At 63.6% G+C, this 14,466-nt stretch carries 13 protein-coding genes, 1 tRNA gene and 1 pseudogene; 7 read left to right on the top strand and 8 right to left on the bottom strand.

The genetic code is table 11. The features are described from left to right. Nucleotides 1-126: 126 nt before the first annotated feature. The 3 genes from FSB78_RS09920 to FSB78_RS09910 all read right to left on the bottom strand — a co-directional run bounded on the left by FSB78_RS09920 (nt 127) and on the right by FSB78_RS09910 (nt 2,340). Nucleotides 127-1,503 carry a transposase gene (locus FSB78_RS09920; RefSeq protein ID WP_147084121.1) on the bottom strand — a complete coding sequence of 459 codons (1,377 nt, stop codon included), beginning with the start codon at nt 1,501-1,503 and terminating at the stop codon, nt 127-129. A 217-nt stretch (nt 1,504-1,720) separates the two neighbouring features. Then, entirely contained in the window at nt 1,721-1,978 is a 258-nt protein-coding gene (locus FSB78_RS09915; protein ID WP_147082312.1) for a DUF6894 family protein, read from the bottom strand. A 161-nt stretch (nt 1,979-2,139) separates the two neighbouring features. Beyond that, nucleotides 2,140-2,340: a hypothetical protein gene (locus tag FSB78_RS09910; RefSeq protein WP_147082310.1), complete on the bottom strand. Its 201-nt coding sequence runs from the start codon at nt 2,338-2,340 to the stop codon at nt 2,140-2,142. A 31-nt stretch (nt 2,341-2,371) separates the two neighbouring features. Here FSB78_RS09910 and FSB78_RS09905 point away from each other — a divergent pair, with 31 nt between their 5' ends. Beyond that, entirely contained in the window at nt 2,372-2,773 is a 402-nt protein-coding gene (locus tag FSB78_RS09905; RefSeq protein WP_147082308.1) for an Arm DNA-binding domain-containing protein, read from the top strand. Between the two features lie 222 nt (nt 2,774-2,995). Beyond that, nucleotides 2,996-3,391 (top strand): lysozyme inhibitor LprI family protein, encoded by a 396-nt coding sequence (locus FSB78_RS09900; protein ID WP_158637994.1) that lies wholly within the window; start codon nt 2,996-2,998, stop codon nt 3,389-3,391. Nucleotides 3,392-3,541: 150 nt separating this feature from the next. Here FSB78_RS09900 and FSB78_RS09895 read toward each other — a convergent pair whose 3' ends face one another. Continuing rightward, the gene (locus FSB78_RS09895) at nt 3,542-3,982 is read right to left on the bottom strand and encodes a hypothetical protein (protein WP_158637993.1); all 441 of its coding nucleotides are present in this window, start codon (nt 3,980-3,982) and stop codon (nt 3,542-3,544) included. Nucleotides 3,983-4,540: 558 nt separating this feature from the next. Further along, nucleotides 4,541-5,782: pseudogene (locus tag FSB78_RS09890) on the bottom strand (IS3 family transposase). 564 nt (nt 5,783-6,346) lie between these two features. Here FSB78_RS09890 and FSB78_RS09885 point away from each other — a divergent pair. From FSB78_RS09885 to FSB78_RS09865, 5 genes are all read left to right on the top strand, one after another. After that, the gene (locus FSB78_RS09885; RefSeq protein ID WP_147082302.1) at nt 6,347-8,338 is read left to right on the top strand and encodes a pilus assembly protein; all 1,992 of its coding nucleotides are present in this window, start codon (nt 6,347-6,349) and stop codon (nt 8,336-8,338) included. After that, nucleotides 8,338-8,913, top strand: a complete 576-nt coding sequence (locus FSB78_RS09880; protein WP_147082300.1) for a TadE/TadG family type IV pilus assembly protein — start codon at nt 8,338-8,340, stop codon at nt 8,911-8,913. Before FSB78_RS09885 ends, FSB78_RS09880 begins: the two co-directional genes overlap by 1 nt. Further along, nucleotides 8,910-9,554, top strand: coding sequence for a TadE/TadG family type IV pilus assembly protein (locus tag FSB78_RS09875; RefSeq protein WP_158637992.1), 645 nt, complete (start codon nt 8,910-8,912; stop codon nt 9,552-9,554). The genes FSB78_RS09880 and FSB78_RS09875 overlap by 4 nt, the downstream gene beginning before the upstream one ends. A 134-nt stretch (nt 9,555-9,688) precedes the next feature. After that, the gene (locus FSB78_RS09870) at nt 9,689-10,405 is read left to right on the top strand and encodes an IS6 family transposase (RefSeq protein WP_147082296.1); all 717 of its coding nucleotides are present in this window, start codon (nt 9,689-9,691) and stop codon (nt 10,403-10,405) included. A gap of 28 nt (nt 10,406-10,433) precedes the next feature. Continuing rightward, nucleotides 10,434-10,751: a LysR substrate-binding domain-containing protein gene (locus FSB78_RS09865; protein ID WP_338419966.1), complete on the top strand. Its 318-nt coding sequence runs from the start codon at nt 10,434-10,436 to the stop codon at nt 10,749-10,751. A gap of 60 nt (nt 10,752-10,811) precedes the next feature. Here FSB78_RS09865 and FSB78_RS09860 read toward each other — a convergent pair whose 3' ends face one another. The 3 genes from FSB78_RS09860 to FSB78_RS09850 all read right to left on the bottom strand — a co-directional run bounded on the left by FSB78_RS09860 (nt 10,812) and on the right by FSB78_RS09850 (nt 14,266). Beyond that, on the bottom strand, nt 10,812-12,665 hold the full coding sequence (locus FSB78_RS09860; RefSeq protein ID WP_147082294.1) for a site-specific integrase: 1,854 nt from the start codon (nt 12,663-12,665) through the stop codon (nt 10,812-10,814). Between the two features lie 79 nt (nt 12,666-12,744). Then, nucleotides 12,745-12,819, bottom strand: a tRNA-Glu gene (locus tag FSB78_RS09855). Nucleotides 12,820-12,892: 73 nt separating this feature from the next. Further along, nucleotides 12,893-14,266 carry a class II 3-deoxy-7-phosphoheptulonate synthase gene (locus FSB78_RS09850; RefSeq protein ID WP_147082292.1) on the bottom strand — a complete coding sequence of 458 codons (1,374 nt, stop codon included), beginning with the start codon at nt 14,264-14,266 and terminating at the stop codon, nt 12,893-12,895. Nucleotides 14,267-14,466 lie beyond the last annotated feature (200 nt).

Raw genomic sequence — 14,466 nt, 5'->3', positions numbered from 1 at the left:
TCCCGGTCCGGTTTATGACTGCGATAACTGGCAGCGAGGGCTGCTATTGGGCGATTGTGTTGAAAAAGTCGGGGTGAGCCGCGGACCAGCCTGTAGTTTAGAGCGGATCTAGACGCGCGCTGCGCCTCAGGCGGGTGCCATCTGCGTCGGCATCGGGATCAACTTGGCCATCTTGCGGAGGTTCTGGGCGGTAGCGGCGAGGAGGAACTCGTCTTTTGCGCCGTTGGGACCTCGCAGGCGCAATCGATCCAGCTTCAGGATGCGTTTGAGATGCGCAAACAGCATCTCGACCTTCTTCCGCTGGCGGCGGGAGGTCACATAGGCGTCGGTGGTGGCAATATCGCGGGCCAGGTCACGAGCGCCTTCGTGGATGGAGCGCGTGACCTTGCGGGCCGGCATGTTGGGCGTGCAGCGTTGCCGCAGGTCGCAGCCGGCGCAGTCCTGCTGCCGGGCGCGATAGCGGATGAAGCCGTCCTGGCCGACATCGCCGCGGGCCTGCGTGAAGTTGCGGTTGCGGGGGCGCAGGCGGTTGCCGGCAGGACAGACATAGCTGTCGTCGCCCAGGTCATAGCGGAAGTCTGCCCGAGCGAAGGTGCCGTCGCGGCGGGCCGACTTGTCGAACACGGGGATGTGCGGGTGGATGTCGCGCTCGTGGACGAGCCACGCCAGCATCTCGGCCGAGCCATATCCCGTGTCCGCTGCCAGCCGTTCGGGCCAGACGCCGAAGCGGTCCTGCACGCGCTCGATCATCCGTTTGCAGGCGGTCACCTCGGCCTGCCGGATCGCGGTACTCGGCTCCACGTCCATGATGACGGCATGGTCGAGATCGATCAGGTAGTTGGTCGAGTAGGCGTAATAGGCCTGCCCGCCATGCGCGCAGGTCCAGCGCGACGCCGGATCCGCCGGCGCCAGAAACTTCGGCACGACCGGCGTGGCCGCCCCGAATGCGGCATCGTCGAGGACGGCAAGATACTCGCGAACGGCACGCCTGTCGGCGTCGGGCGGCAGGCCCTCGCTACCCGGGCCGCCGGTCTGACGATTGGCATCGGCCCGGATCAGGCTGGCATCGACAGCGAAGCCTTCGCCACCGACCAGCCCCTCGGCCATGCAGCGCTCGACCGTCGTTTCGAACAGCCGGCGCAGCAGGTCGCTGTCGCGGAAGCGGCCATGGCGGTTCTTTGAGAAGGTCGAGTGGTCGGGAACGTCGCCTTCCAGCCCGAGCCGGCAGAACCAGCGATAGGCCAGGTTCAGATGCACCTCGTCGCACAACCGGCGCTCGGAACGAATCCCCATGCAGTAGCCGATGATGAGCATGCGGATCATCAGCTCGGGGTCGATCGATGGCCGTCCCATCTCGCTGTAGAACGGCTTCAGATGTTTGCGGATGCCCGACAGGTCCACGAACCGGTCGATCGAGCGCAGCATGTGGTCCGCCGGCACATGCCGCTCCAGACTGAAGCTGTAGAACAGCGCTTCCTGCGCTACCGTCCGCTCGCCCATCATCGGCCCGTCTCCGCTCACCTCGCGAAGATTGAATCAGACCACCGACGCCACTGCAAGGCCGACTTTTTCAACACAATCGGGCGTTAGCGGTCGGACGATCGAAGCCACGGCGTGGGGCGTCTGCCGGGGTATCGGTCTGGGCCGAACTTCGCAAAATTGGCGGAAAATCGTACAGGGATGCGGTTGCGCGGCGGAAAGTATATCCGCCCTTTAGAGCTTAACCAGTCCGGCTCAATGGCATGGTTGCTGGCGAGGCGGCTGCGTAGATCGTGATCGTGAACAGTGCCAAACGGTTGGCATCAGTGACTGTCATTATCCAATCTTCACCGTCCCAAAATTCGCTCTCCTGCTCACATATTAGCGCAGCGGCGTATTTAAGGGCGAAACAGCGAGCAGCGTGAAGCGTCGGAAGCTTCTCCCCCACACAAGCAATGGCCGGTTTGCTGTCGTTGATTTCGAAAAAGTAGATGGACATAGCGCATCCCGATTGAAGCGGGAGCGCGGTGTCTCTCAGCCGCCGAGGACCAGCGGTAGGGGTACAGCGATTACGTGAGCTCTAAAGTTCCAATGCGTGGCGCCGACGGTCGCATAGACGTTGCGAGCCGTAAGCGACCGCGGCGGACGAGATATCTGCCTCTAGCTGCCGCTTTCACGCTCTAGGATCAGAAGGGCCTGACCTAGTTCGTCTCGATTGCGCTGCAGTCGATCGAGGTATTCTGCAGTGACATCCTGGCCATCGTTCCACGCTTTCATCGAGCCGCTTTCCCATAGGGCGATCGATCGATCGAGACTTTTGATCTGCCGCTGCAAATCTGCAGCCGTCTGCCGATGATCCATCACTGATTTCCTCAAGCTCCACGAGGGTCATATGCTGACCAACGCCGCGGTGAAACCCGTGCGGCCGCGCGCGGCCGCCTACAAGATTTTCGACGAGCGGGGCCTGAACCTTTACGTCGCGCCGAACGGCCGCAAGTCGGTGCGCATGAAGTTCCACTTCGAGGGGCGCGGGAAGCTTTCGACGATCGGCACCTGGCCAGAGGTGTCGCTGGTCGACGCCCAGGCGCGGTGCGAGCAGGCGCACGAGCTGCTCGGCCGCGGCGTGGACCCCTCGAGCAAGTCGGCCGCGGCAGCGGCCGTGCAGGGGAAGCCTTCGCAGCGCCAGCTACAGCCCCCCGGCCTACTCCTATGGCTACGTCAATCCCTGGCTGCTGCGCGAAGCGCTGAGACCGAAAGACGAGCGCTCCCCACTCAACGCTGCATTGATACCTAAACCAATCGGCTCGCCGGAGAAGTGTCCGATCTGGCGCGTGACTCGATCAGCTTAAAGTGCAGTCAGCGATAGCCGGATGGCGGCTCGCGGCGGATTTGTCCTCTGACGCGGCAATATTCCGTGTGGTTAAAACGACGTTGCCGCCTCTGACAAGCGTGTCATCCGTACGAAAGTGTAATAGGCAAGCGCCGCAGCCAGTCCAGAACCGAAGGAACCTACTTCGTGATTACCTTCATTGCGGCGCTCCTAGTGCCCGTTGCCGCCCCTTGTGATGGTTCGACAACACCGGAGGTTGAGCGTTGCCTCGACGCTAATCTTGGTCGCGCTGAAGTTGAGTTGAACCGCTACTATAATACTGCCGTTGAGCAGCTCTCGAAACAGCAGCAAAATGCTGCGATCGCTCAGCTTGGTGCGTCCCAGCGGGCTTGGCAGACTTATCGTGATGCCGAATGCAATGCGATATTCGAACGGTGGAAGGACGCATCGGTGCGCGGTGCTATGGCGGTTGGGTGTCAGATTAGGGTCACCAAGGCCCGAACCATGATCATCTGGCGCAACTGGCTCACTACTGCGGATAAATCGCCGCCGCTGCTTACCCGACCAGAGGACGGCAGTTAATCGGCATTAGCTGCGATTATTGAAAGCCGATGCGGACATCAGCGACGGGGGTTAGCGGATACCCGGGCGTAGGCGGCTTTAATGCCGCGCGGCCGATGCGTCCTCCGCCGCGCCGATGTCCGCCTTTGGTGGAAGGCGGACATGGTGCAATCAAGCGGATAGATCGTCCCACCTACCCGCTTCGAAGACGGTGACGGCAAGCTGCGATCGGTCGTTATCATAAAACCCGGTAAGAGTGAGGCCGAGATTGGGCATGATGAGGAAGCCGAGGTTCTCGCGAGTATCAACATCCATCGCAGCGATTTCGCGCCACAAGGCGGGATGATCGAACAAGGACTGACGTTTGAAGAATATGGGAGCCGGAGGGGCGAAGCCGACCTCCACCGCGTACCCGTCCCTGAACGCCGCCCGAGCGTTGACGCTGACGTAGCTGACTCCCTTTTCGCCAGCTAAGGCGCCTCTCCTTGTAGGTCGCCCTTCACCCAAGACTGCGTTAATCTCTGCGCGAGACTTGCCGATAAAGTCTCGGCGGAACGCGTCACTGGCAATGTCAAAGCGTTTGGAGATCATGGCTGCCTCTCTATTGGTCATCGTAGTGTACCATCGAGGCGAGCGGCGGCAATTGGGCGTCAGCAATCGTTCGCGCTATGCCATGGACCGGACCGCGGCCGATGCGTCCTCCGGTGTGGTGCTGGCCGACTTTAGCAGCGGCTTGGTAGTTTCGCCGAGCCGCACATGAAGACGAACTCGTTATTTACCGGCGTCGTCTGGTATACTGTCGATCGCAGAGGCCAGCCATGCCCCGACGACTGGAAGATCTAGACGGTCGGCAAGGTTTAGGAGTTCCTTCATCCGCGCCTTTAGATACGCGACGGTCTCGGTTTCGTCCCTGTCCATGAGCGGGAATAGCGCCGCTCAAACGTGACCGTCGATAGCTTTAAGATACTACGCGGGGTGTTATTTGCACTACATCCGAGGGGCGTTCGCTGGTGGCGTGAGGCGTCTCCACCGTGGTGAGAATTCTAGTCAGCGCATTGGTATAATTTTGTCTCGAGACTCCAGCAACTGCCCAGCAGCCGATGTCTCACCGTCCAGGTAGATTTGCTACTAATTAGTCCATCCGCATCCGTGCCCGATTGTTGTTGCCCCCTAAAGGCCTGACAGAGCCTCGCTGGTTTGCGGGATGAACTCGCGTGGGGATCGATAGCGCAAAGCGCGGTGGGGATGCACCTCGTTATAATGGTCGAACCAGCCGGGCAGTTGGTCGATAACGCTCTGCGCATACGGCCTGAGGTTCACACGGACATAATCGCGCTTGCGAGTGCGAACGAACGCCTCAGCCATGCCATTCGATTGGGGACTGCTGACTGGGGTCGTGCGTGGGATCAGCCCAATGCCTCAGGCGAACGCACGTGTGTTGCGAGCGGTGTAACAGCTGCCGTTATCGGTCAGCCACTCGATCGGCTCGGGCACGCGTTTCACCCGTCCGTAGCGATGCTCGACCGTGGCAACCATCAAGTCCTGGACGTCCTCTGCGGTGATGCCGCCCGTCGTCGCCACATGTCCCATCGCCTCACGGTCGCTGGAGTCGAGCGCGAATGCGACGCGTACCTTCTCGCCATTGTCACAGGTGATCTCCAACCTGTCGGAGCACCAGCGGGTGTTGCGCAGATCGACGGCGACCCGGCCATCGTGACGCCGTTCCTCGCGGCGTTCGCCGTCCCGCTGTAGCAGCAGCCCGTGCACCTTCATGACGCGGTAGACGCGTTTCGGATTGGGCGCTTCACGCCCGGTCTTGTCGGCTTCCCGGCGCAGCAGAGCATGAACGCGGCGATAGCCATGGGTTGGCAGATCGGCGACGAGCGCGCGGATGTCGACGACCAGCTCGGCATCCGGCAGCGGCGGTCGTCCGCGTGGGCGTGGCGCCGGGCGATGGCGCATCGCGGACAGGTGTGGGCGAGCAATTTCGACCGCCTCTGCGACCGCGCTCACCGTCCATCCCGCGGCAACGAGGTCGAGCGCAACAGCAGTTTTTTTTGGGCCTGCGGCCCGGGGCACGGCCTCGCGGAGCAGCTCGTTCTCCATGGCTTTCTTGCCGAGCAGCCGGTGTAGTTCGCGCACCTGCGCCTCGCGCGCGCGGTACTCGGACGCCGGCACCACTTCCTCGCCTGCTGTCGCGGCGGTCAGCGCACCCTGCGCCATCAGGCGCCGCCAGGTGAAGATCTGATTGCCACCGATGCCGTGCCGGCGGGCGACGAGTGACACGGTCATCCCCGGTTGATACGTCTTCTCAACGATCCGGACCTTTTCCTCCGGTGTCCACCGCCTCCGCCGCTGAACACCGGAGAGAACCCCGCCATCGTTGTAACGCCTGATCGTACCGTCAGTCATATGCCTCACTCTTAGCTAAGAGCGGCGCCCTGTCAGGTCATTTAGGGGGCCACCTCACCGATACACTCCATGGCCGTTAGCGTCAGAACACTCGGGATCTATCGACTCGGCGCGCGGCGGCATAAGCACGCTCCGGGTCCGTGAGCTACCAGACCAGCTGATCAAACTCGGCGCGATCTCGAACTCACCTGGCACGCAGCGTCACCTGCGTGTGAACGACCTGACGGCCTGCCGGCATCACCTCCGCCGCGCCTATGTCCGCGGTCTCTCGTCCTTGGGCAGCAGATCGACGGTGATGCATTTGCAGCGGTCGACGATGCTGAGAGCGATTGGCTGGTGCTATGAATGCCGAAGCGTAAAAGGCAGCTTTTGTCTCGGTGCCAGAGAACAGGCAAGCTTCACAAACGGCATCGCCCTTGCGCATCGCATCCGATCAGCGTTCTCAAAAACCGTGCGAGTAGGCCGTGTCAGCTCCTTCGTGAAGCGATAAACAATCACAAATTAAATCGAAATTAAAGATAATTATCCCAAGAACGGTTGAATGAGTTATCTAAGGGGGATCCGATGAGGATCGGGTTCGGACGACTAGCTGCATTCAAGTCCGATGTTCGCGGCAACACGCTTATTTTGTTTGCGTTCTCTCTTCTGCCGTTGATGGGTATGATCGGCGGTGCGCTCGACATGAGTCGCGCCTATCTGGTCAAGTCGCGGTTGCAGAATGCGTGCGACGCGGCGGTGCTCGGCGGACGGCGCGCGATGAGCGCCTCGACCTTCGACACGCCGGCGCGCGACGCGGCGAACCGGTTCTTCAACCTCAACTTCGCGACCGGCCAGTACGGCACCACCGCGCTGACCATGGCGTACGACGTCGGCAACGATATGATCGTCCACGGCAAGGCGGGAGTCGTCGTCACCACGACGATCATGAAGATCTTCGGCTTTGCGAGCATCCCGCTTGAGGCGACCTGCGACGCGCAGCTCCAGCTGCCCAACAGCGACATCATGTTCGTGCTCGATACGACACTGTCGATGTCGGAGACCAATACGGGCGACTCGCAGAGCAAGATCGCTGCGCTTCGCCAAGCTGTAACCGACTTTTATACGACGCTTAACAATGCACAGTCGCCCGCCTCGCAGGTCCGCTACGGCTTCGTCCCTTATTCCTCTACGGTGAACGTTGGCCTGCTGCTCAAGCGCGACTGGATGGTCGATAACGCCGAGTACCAGTCGCGCGAACAGGACGGCCCGCCGGTCCCCAAGGATGGCGGCAAGGAAGGTGACACAATTCCGAAGGAAACAGATACCTCGGCATGGTCCCCGCCGCCAGTGGTCACCGAAACCACAGGACCATCGGAAAGCTGCGTCGCCCCGGCCAATGACGACAAGACTAACACGAGTTATTCGGCATGGTCGCCGTCCAACACAGCCGTGCCCCGGTCCCGCTCCGGCACCCGTACGCGCAACGGCAGTACCTACTCGGCATCGCGCAACAGTGCGGGCGTTTGCATCATCAAGAAGACCACATACACCAACTCGGTACAGACCTTCACGGACAACGTCATCGCGAACCCGAATGCCGGGCAAGATAAGGCTGACGGCTACACTTATTACTGGAACTACAAGAAGATTGCCTTTCCCGTCGGGATCGTGAAGGGATCGAATTCGTCGGGGCTCATGGCCGGCGGCAGCGCGACGCTAATGATTGGCAACAACTTTACCGCCAAGACAATCAACTGGGGCAATAGCAGCCAGGGCGCCTGCATTGAGGAGCGCCAGACGCTACGTCCTTACGAGACCGGCACAGCCTATGATCTTGACATCGACATGGTGCCCATACCCAGCGATGCGCGAACCCAGTGGCGCCCGTTCCTGCCTGACCTAGTCTGGGCGCGCTCAGTAACCAACTATACTCCCGCCGGCGCTGGCGTGATCACCGGCTGGCAGTTCGACCCGGTCACGCACAGTTCGAACAACTATGTCGCACTGTCATCGTACAAAACTGACTTCGCCGCCTGTCCGGCAGCCGCGCGCAAGCTCGCGGCGATCCGTACGACCACGGAAAAATCGGATTTCACCAACTATCTGAAAGCGCTTGTCCCGCGCGGTCGCACCTATCACGACATCGGCATGCTCTGGGGCCTGCGACTGATGTCCGCCGAAGGGCTGTTCGCGTCCGAGAACGCCGCGTCCGCGAGCGGCGGCAACATCGCGCGCAATCTCATCTTCATGACCGACGGCGATACCGAGACCAATATCGCCGACTATGACGCCTACGGCCTCGCCGCGCTCGATCGCCGCCGCACCCCCCTCAACAGGCTGCCGACCAAGTCGGAGCAGGACGGCATCGTCGAGGACCGGCTGTCACGGCTGTGCACGGTGGCGAAGGAAAAGAAGAACATCACCGTCTGGGTGATCGCGTTCGGCACCAGTCTGACGTCGCTGCTGTCCGACTGCGCCTCGCCCAACCGCGCCTATCAGGCGGACAACGCGGCCGAACTCAACACGACCTTCGCGGACATCGCCGCGCGGATCTCGCAGCTGCGGGTGACGCACTGATGCGCCCGTTCCTGCGCGACACGCGCGGCGCCGCGCTGATGGAGTTCGCGATCGTTGCGCCGGTCCTGCTGACGATGATCGTCGGCGGGCTCGGCGCCGGCCACACGCTCTACGTCCAGTCCGTCCTCGACGGCGAGATGCAGAAGGCGGCGCGCGACATGAGCCTCGAGGATGCGAGCGCAGAGGCCCGCCAGGCGGCGATCGAAGACCGCGTGCGCGACCAGGTCCACAAACTGGTCAAGGGCGCCGATGTCGACTTCGAGCTGACCGCCTATCACGACTATCGCGACGCCGATGCCAAGGTCGAGGAATATGTCGACGGCAATCACGACGGGACCTGCAACAAGGGCGAATCCTACGTCGACGCCAACAACAACAACAGCTGGGATCGCGAGGGGGGCACGACCGGCATCGGCGGGTCGAAGGACGTTGTCCTGCTCAAGGCCATCGTTTCCTATGCGAGCTTCCTGCCGTTCGGGCAGACCAGGGGCCAGATGAACCTCACCTCGACGACGCTGCTCCGCAACCAGCCGTCCAGCGACCAGGCCGCCGCGCCGCTCAGGACATGCGCATGAGGCATCGCCCCCTGCGCGCGCTCGTCGCGGACCGGCACGGCCTCGCGCTGATCGAGTTCGCGCTCGTCCTCCCGGTGCTGCTGACCCTGGTCTTCTACGGCATCGAGATCGCCAATTTCACGCTCGCCCGCCAGCGCGTCAGCCAGCTCGCGCTGCAGGTCGCCGACAACGCCTCGCGGATCGGCGTGCAGGAGGTGCTGCGCAACCGTCCGATCACCGAACGCCAGATCAACGACCTGTTCACCGGCGGTGCGCTGCAAGGCGGCTCGCTCGACATGCGCAACAAGGGCCGCATCATCCTCTCCGGCCTAACCGTCAACAGCTCGGGCGGGCAGTGGATCCAGTGGCAGCGCTGCTTCGGCGGCATGGCGTTCGCCTCCAACTACGGTACCGAGGGTACAGGCGCGAATGGCTCCGCGTTCAAGGGCATGGGCCCCTCGACCGCGAAGGTCACCGCGTCCGCGACCGGTCCCGTCGTCTTCGCCGAACTCGCGGTGGCCTACACGCCGATCATCTCCACCACCTGGGCACCCGCCACGACGATTAGCGAGATCGCCTCGTTCGCGGTCCGCGACGATCGCGACACCTCGGGCAGCGGAATCCGCAACGACGAGAACGCCCCGGTCTCGCGCTGCAAGTAACCGGCGAATGACGTTCGGTATCGAGCCACGCGCATCGCGTGCCCCGGTGCTCTGGAAACGTGGCGATGACATCTGGATGGCTCCGTCAAACCAAATGCACCGGCTGGTAAGGAGGGCAGGGTAGGAGAGTAGCCATGCCTCGCGCCCGCAAGCCAGCCTCGCCGTTCCGCTACTTCAACTCGTCGCCGGAGGTGATCCGGCTGGTGGTGCTGATGTATGTCCGCTTTCCCCTGTTGCTGCGGAACGTGGAAGATCTGCTGTTCGAGCGGGGCATCGACATTTGCCACGAGACGGTGCGCCTGTGGTGGAACAGGTTTGGTCCGCTGTTCGCAGGCGACATCCGCCGCCAGCGCGTAAGCCGCATGCGAGGCTTCCGTCACTGGCGCTGGCGTCTGGACGAGATGTACGTGAAGCTGAATGGTGGGATGGTCTACCTGTGGCGGGCGGTGGATCACGAGGGCGAGGTACTGGAGAGCTACGTTACAAGAAGCCGCGACAAGGCCGCGGCGCTTGCCTTCATGAGAAAGGCGCTGAAACGGCACGGCTTACCCGAAGCGATCACTACTGACGGCCTTCGCTCCTACGGAGCGGCAATGAACGAGTTGGGCAACCGCGAGAAGCAGGAGGTCGGACGCTGGGCCAATAACCGGGTGGAGAACAGTCACCTGCCGTTCCGAAGACGAGAGCGAGCGATGCTACGGTTCCGGCAGATGAAGACACTGCAGAAGTTCGCCTCCGTGCACGCCAACATCCACAACCACTTCAGTCTCGAACGCCACCTCATCGACCGACAAACCTACAAGGAACGACGCTCCGCAGCTCTGGCGGAGTGGCAGATCCTGGCAAGCTAGGCTGCCGCGCTCAAACCCGAAGTGCATCGTGTGGAGAGTGGTTCGCGTTAGACTGACAGCACCCTATCGTTCCAACGACATTACCGCGCTCGTGGAGGCTGCAAGACAGGGCATCGGTATCGTCGCGTTCGGTGAGTGGTCCATGGCACGGGATTTCGCTGAGGGCACGCTGACGCCGCTATTGCCCGAATGGAGTTTCGAGACCGATGGTGGCATCCATCTCCTTCGTCCGTCCGTTCGTCTCATGCCGGCGCGAACCGAGGCGTTCGTCCGGTGGATAGTTCAGCTGTTCGAGGAAGCCCCTCCTTGGCACCGCGCGCCGGTAACGCGAGCACTGGCGGATTGAGCTGCATCACGATCGGCGTCGCCATCGCCTACTTTTGCCTTCGACGAACCAGTATCCAACCTAGATCGCGCCCGGCGGCAACGGGCGCTGCGCGATGACGACGTTCTTCCACTCCAGGCTACGAACGCCATTCGCAATCCTCGTCCAGTCGATGCAGGAGAAGTCGATGCGGTGAAGATCGCGGTGAATGGTGCGGATCCGTGGTTCCGATCCGTAGCGGCCGCCCGTGCTCACGGGCGCGTGGCCGCAGATCTGATCCAGGGTCCGATCGCTCAGACCCGCATCGTTCCCCATCGCCTTGAAGGCGTGCCGCAGCGAGTGGAAGACGAGGCGCTGGTCGCTGGATACATGGCGATCGATGATCCGGTTGATCTTCTGGCTCGCCTCCTTCGTGCGCTTGCCGACGCTGTTCGCCTTCAGGTCGGGGAAGAGCTCGGTCTGGCCGAGCCTCCCCAGCGCGTCGCAGTAGTCGAGGAAGCCCAGTTCGAGGAGCTTCCCGTGCACGGGCACGAGGCGGATCGAATCGTCGGTCTTCACGCTCTTGGCCGCCGCGTCGTCCTCGCCGGCGTATTCGTCGATGTCGAGATAGACGACATCCCCATCGCGGCGGACGTCCGCGAGCGCGACCTGTCCGATCTCCTCCAGGCGGGCACCCGTCGTGATCGACAGCAGGAAGATCCAGAAGACGCTCGCGTCCCGGATCCGGGAGGTGGCGCTCCAGGTCGAGGGGTCGGTGAACAGCGGGCACGAGCACAGTGTCGCGAGCTCGTGGTCCTCGAAGCTCCGCCGCGTCCTCCTGCTCTTCGTGTAGCCGACGATCCGGATGCCGCTGCCCGTGTTGAGCGGCGTCCACCGCTGCTGGAACGCGTAGGTCAGCAGCGCCTGGAGCGCGCCGACCCGCTTCTTCAGCGTCGGCGGCGCGCACTTCGGTAGCTTGTCCGCGTGCTTCCTCACACGGTCCGTGAAGGGCAGGGACCTGTCCGCCCGCGGCATCGTGGCGGGCAGCTTGGCGGCCTCGTCCCGGTAGTCGTAGAGCAGGTCCGCGTCGATCGTGGACACGGGCACGTCGCCAGCGAAGTCGATGAAGTCGTCGACCGCCGCCTCGTACTCGCCGGCGGTCTGCGGCCGCGGTTCGTTGCCCGCCTTCCACTCGCGGTACAGCTCCTTCAGCCGCAGGTTCGGCCGCAGTCTCGAACTCGTCGCGCGGGGACGGGTGTGAGCCAGCCGCGCCCGGTTGGCCTCCTCGTCCCCGGAGCGCCTCTCGTCGACCACGGCCAGCAGGGCCCTGGCGATCTCGTCGTCCGAGAACCGTTCGGCACCCGTGTCGAACGCGCGCAGCCGTTCGACCGGGCCGACGAGGCACGGCCGCCAGGCCGCCTCGGGCTCGCGCCACCGCAGGCGAATCCAGTTGGTCCCCGTCTGCTCGATGCTGCCGCCATAGGCATCGGTGACCAGGGCCTCGAAGCGGCCTGCGTCGCGGACCACCGCGTCCCAGTCCGTGTTAGAGGCGGGCCCGAGGATGGCCGGCGGATAGAACTCGTCCTTGAGCGTGCTCGAACCCCGCCCGCCCGCCGCGGCGTCGAGCTCCATGAAGGTCATCACGAGTCGCTGGGTTCCGGACAGTCCCTTCCCTGACGCCGGCCCCTCGCACCAACGACGCACGAGCGCGGCTGGCGTGGGTATGAGCGTACCCTCCGCCATCCGGCGGCGCGCATCCGCAAGCGTCGCCTCGAAGGCGGCGTTCTCGCGCGCGAAGCCGACCTTGGCGAGCGCTGCGTCCTTGGTGCGGAGCGAGACCTTCACGACGGCCCTGCCGTCGAACGCGGCGCGCAAGGCCTCGGGAACCGCCCGCCTGAAGTAGAGCTGGCCGGTCCTGGGATCGGCGAAGGGGGACGCCATGCTGGTCTTCTTCACGTCGTTCTGTACCCATGTTCTGTACACATGGACGGTAAAGATGACGTGAATCCGGCTATTTCCGCGCTTTAGCGGGAAATGGTGACCCCTACGAGAATCGAACTCGTGCTTACGCCGTGAGAGGGCGTCGTCCTAACCGCTAGACGAAGGGGCCGCATAGCAGAGGTGCGCGTCTACGGAACCGCGCCGGGGGCGTCAAGCGGGTTGCGCGCCCCCGGTGGTTTTTGTCAGGCCGCGACCTTCTTGCGCTCGGCCATCTCGGCATTCAGCATCTCGGCGAGCAGGAAGGCGAGCTCCAGGCTCTGGCCGGCGTTGAGGCGCGGGTCGCAATGCGTATGGTAGCGGTCGGCGAGGCTCTGCTCGGTGACGTCGACCGCGCCGCCGGTGCATTCGGTGACGTTCTGCCCGGTCATCTCGGCATGGATGCCGCCCGCGTGCGTGCCCTCGGCGCGGTGCACCGCGAAGAACCCGCGGACCTCGGCGAGGATGCGGTCGAAGGGCCGCGTCTTGTAGCCGTTGGCGGCTTTCACGACGTTGCCGTGCATCGGGTCGCAGCTCCACACCACCGGATGTCCCGCGCGCGTCACCGCTCGCACGAGCTTGGGCAGATGCGCCTCGATCTTGTCGAAGCCGTAGCGCGTGATCAGCGTCATGCGGCCCGGCACGCGGCCGGGGTTGAGCGTATCGAGCATCCGCAGCAGCGCGTCCGGCTCGAGGCTCGGCCCGCACTTGACGCCGATCGGGTTGCCGATGCCGCGCAGATACTCGACATGGGCGCTGCCCTCGAACCGCGTGCGGTCGCCGATCCACAGGAAATGCGCCGAGGTGTCGTACCAGTCGCCGGTCAGCGAATCCTGCCGCGTCAGCGCCTGTTCGTAGCGCAGCAGCAGCGCCTCGTGGCTGGTGTAGAAGTTCGTCTGCGCCAGTTGCGGCACGGTCTCGGGATCGATCCCGCACGCCGCCATGAACTCGAGCGCCTCGCCGATCCGGTCCGCGGTCTCGGCATATTTCTTCGACCACGGGCTGCGGCCCATGAAGTCGTGCGTCCAGCGATGCACCTGGTGCAGGTTCGCATAGCCGCCGCTCGCGAACGCGCGCAGCAAATTGAGCGTCGCCGCCGACTGCGAATAGGCGCGGATCATCCGCTGCGGATCGGGCGCGCGTGCCTCTGCGGTGAAGGCGATGTCGTTGACGTTGTCGCCGCGGTACGAGGGCAGCTCGACGCCGTCGATCGTCTCGGTATCGGCACTGCGCGGCTTGGCGAACTGGCCCGCCATGCGCCCGAGCTTCACCACCGGCAGCTTCGACGCGAAGGTCAGGACGACTGCCATCTGCAGGATCACGCGGAACGTGTCGCGGATGTTGTTCGCGCTGTGCTCGGCAAAGCTCTCGGCGCAGTCGCCGCCCTGCAGCAGGAAGCCACGACCCGCGGCGACCTCAGCGAGACTCGCGGTCAGGTTGCGCGCCTCGCCCGCGAATACGAGCGGGGGGAAGCTCGCCAGCGTGTCGGTGGCGGCGTCGAGTGCTGCCGCATCGGGATAGTTCGGGAGCTGACGCGCTTCGGCGTGGGTCCAGCTGTCGGGGGCCCAGTTCGCGGCCATGATGATCGTTCCGTCGCTTTTTTCAGGTGGGAAGCGGCATGCGCCCGTAGCCCCGTCTTGGCAACGTAGGAAAGCTTGGGGTGGGCGCTGCGCGTATGGTGCGGGAGCTTTGCTGCACCCCTGCGCTTTCGTCACCCCAGCGAAGGCTGGGGTCTCTTGCGGCTCCTGTCCCGTCCTGTCGCCAAAGACCCCAGTCTTCG

This window comes from Sphingomonas ginsenosidivorax, from assembly GCF_007995065.1.
GTDB classification, from domain to species: domain Bacteria; phylum Pseudomonadota; class Alphaproteobacteria; order Sphingomonadales; family Sphingomonadaceae; genus Sphingomonas; species Sphingomonas ginsenosidivorax.
This window is presented reverse-complemented; position numbering and strand designations above follow the sequence as displayed.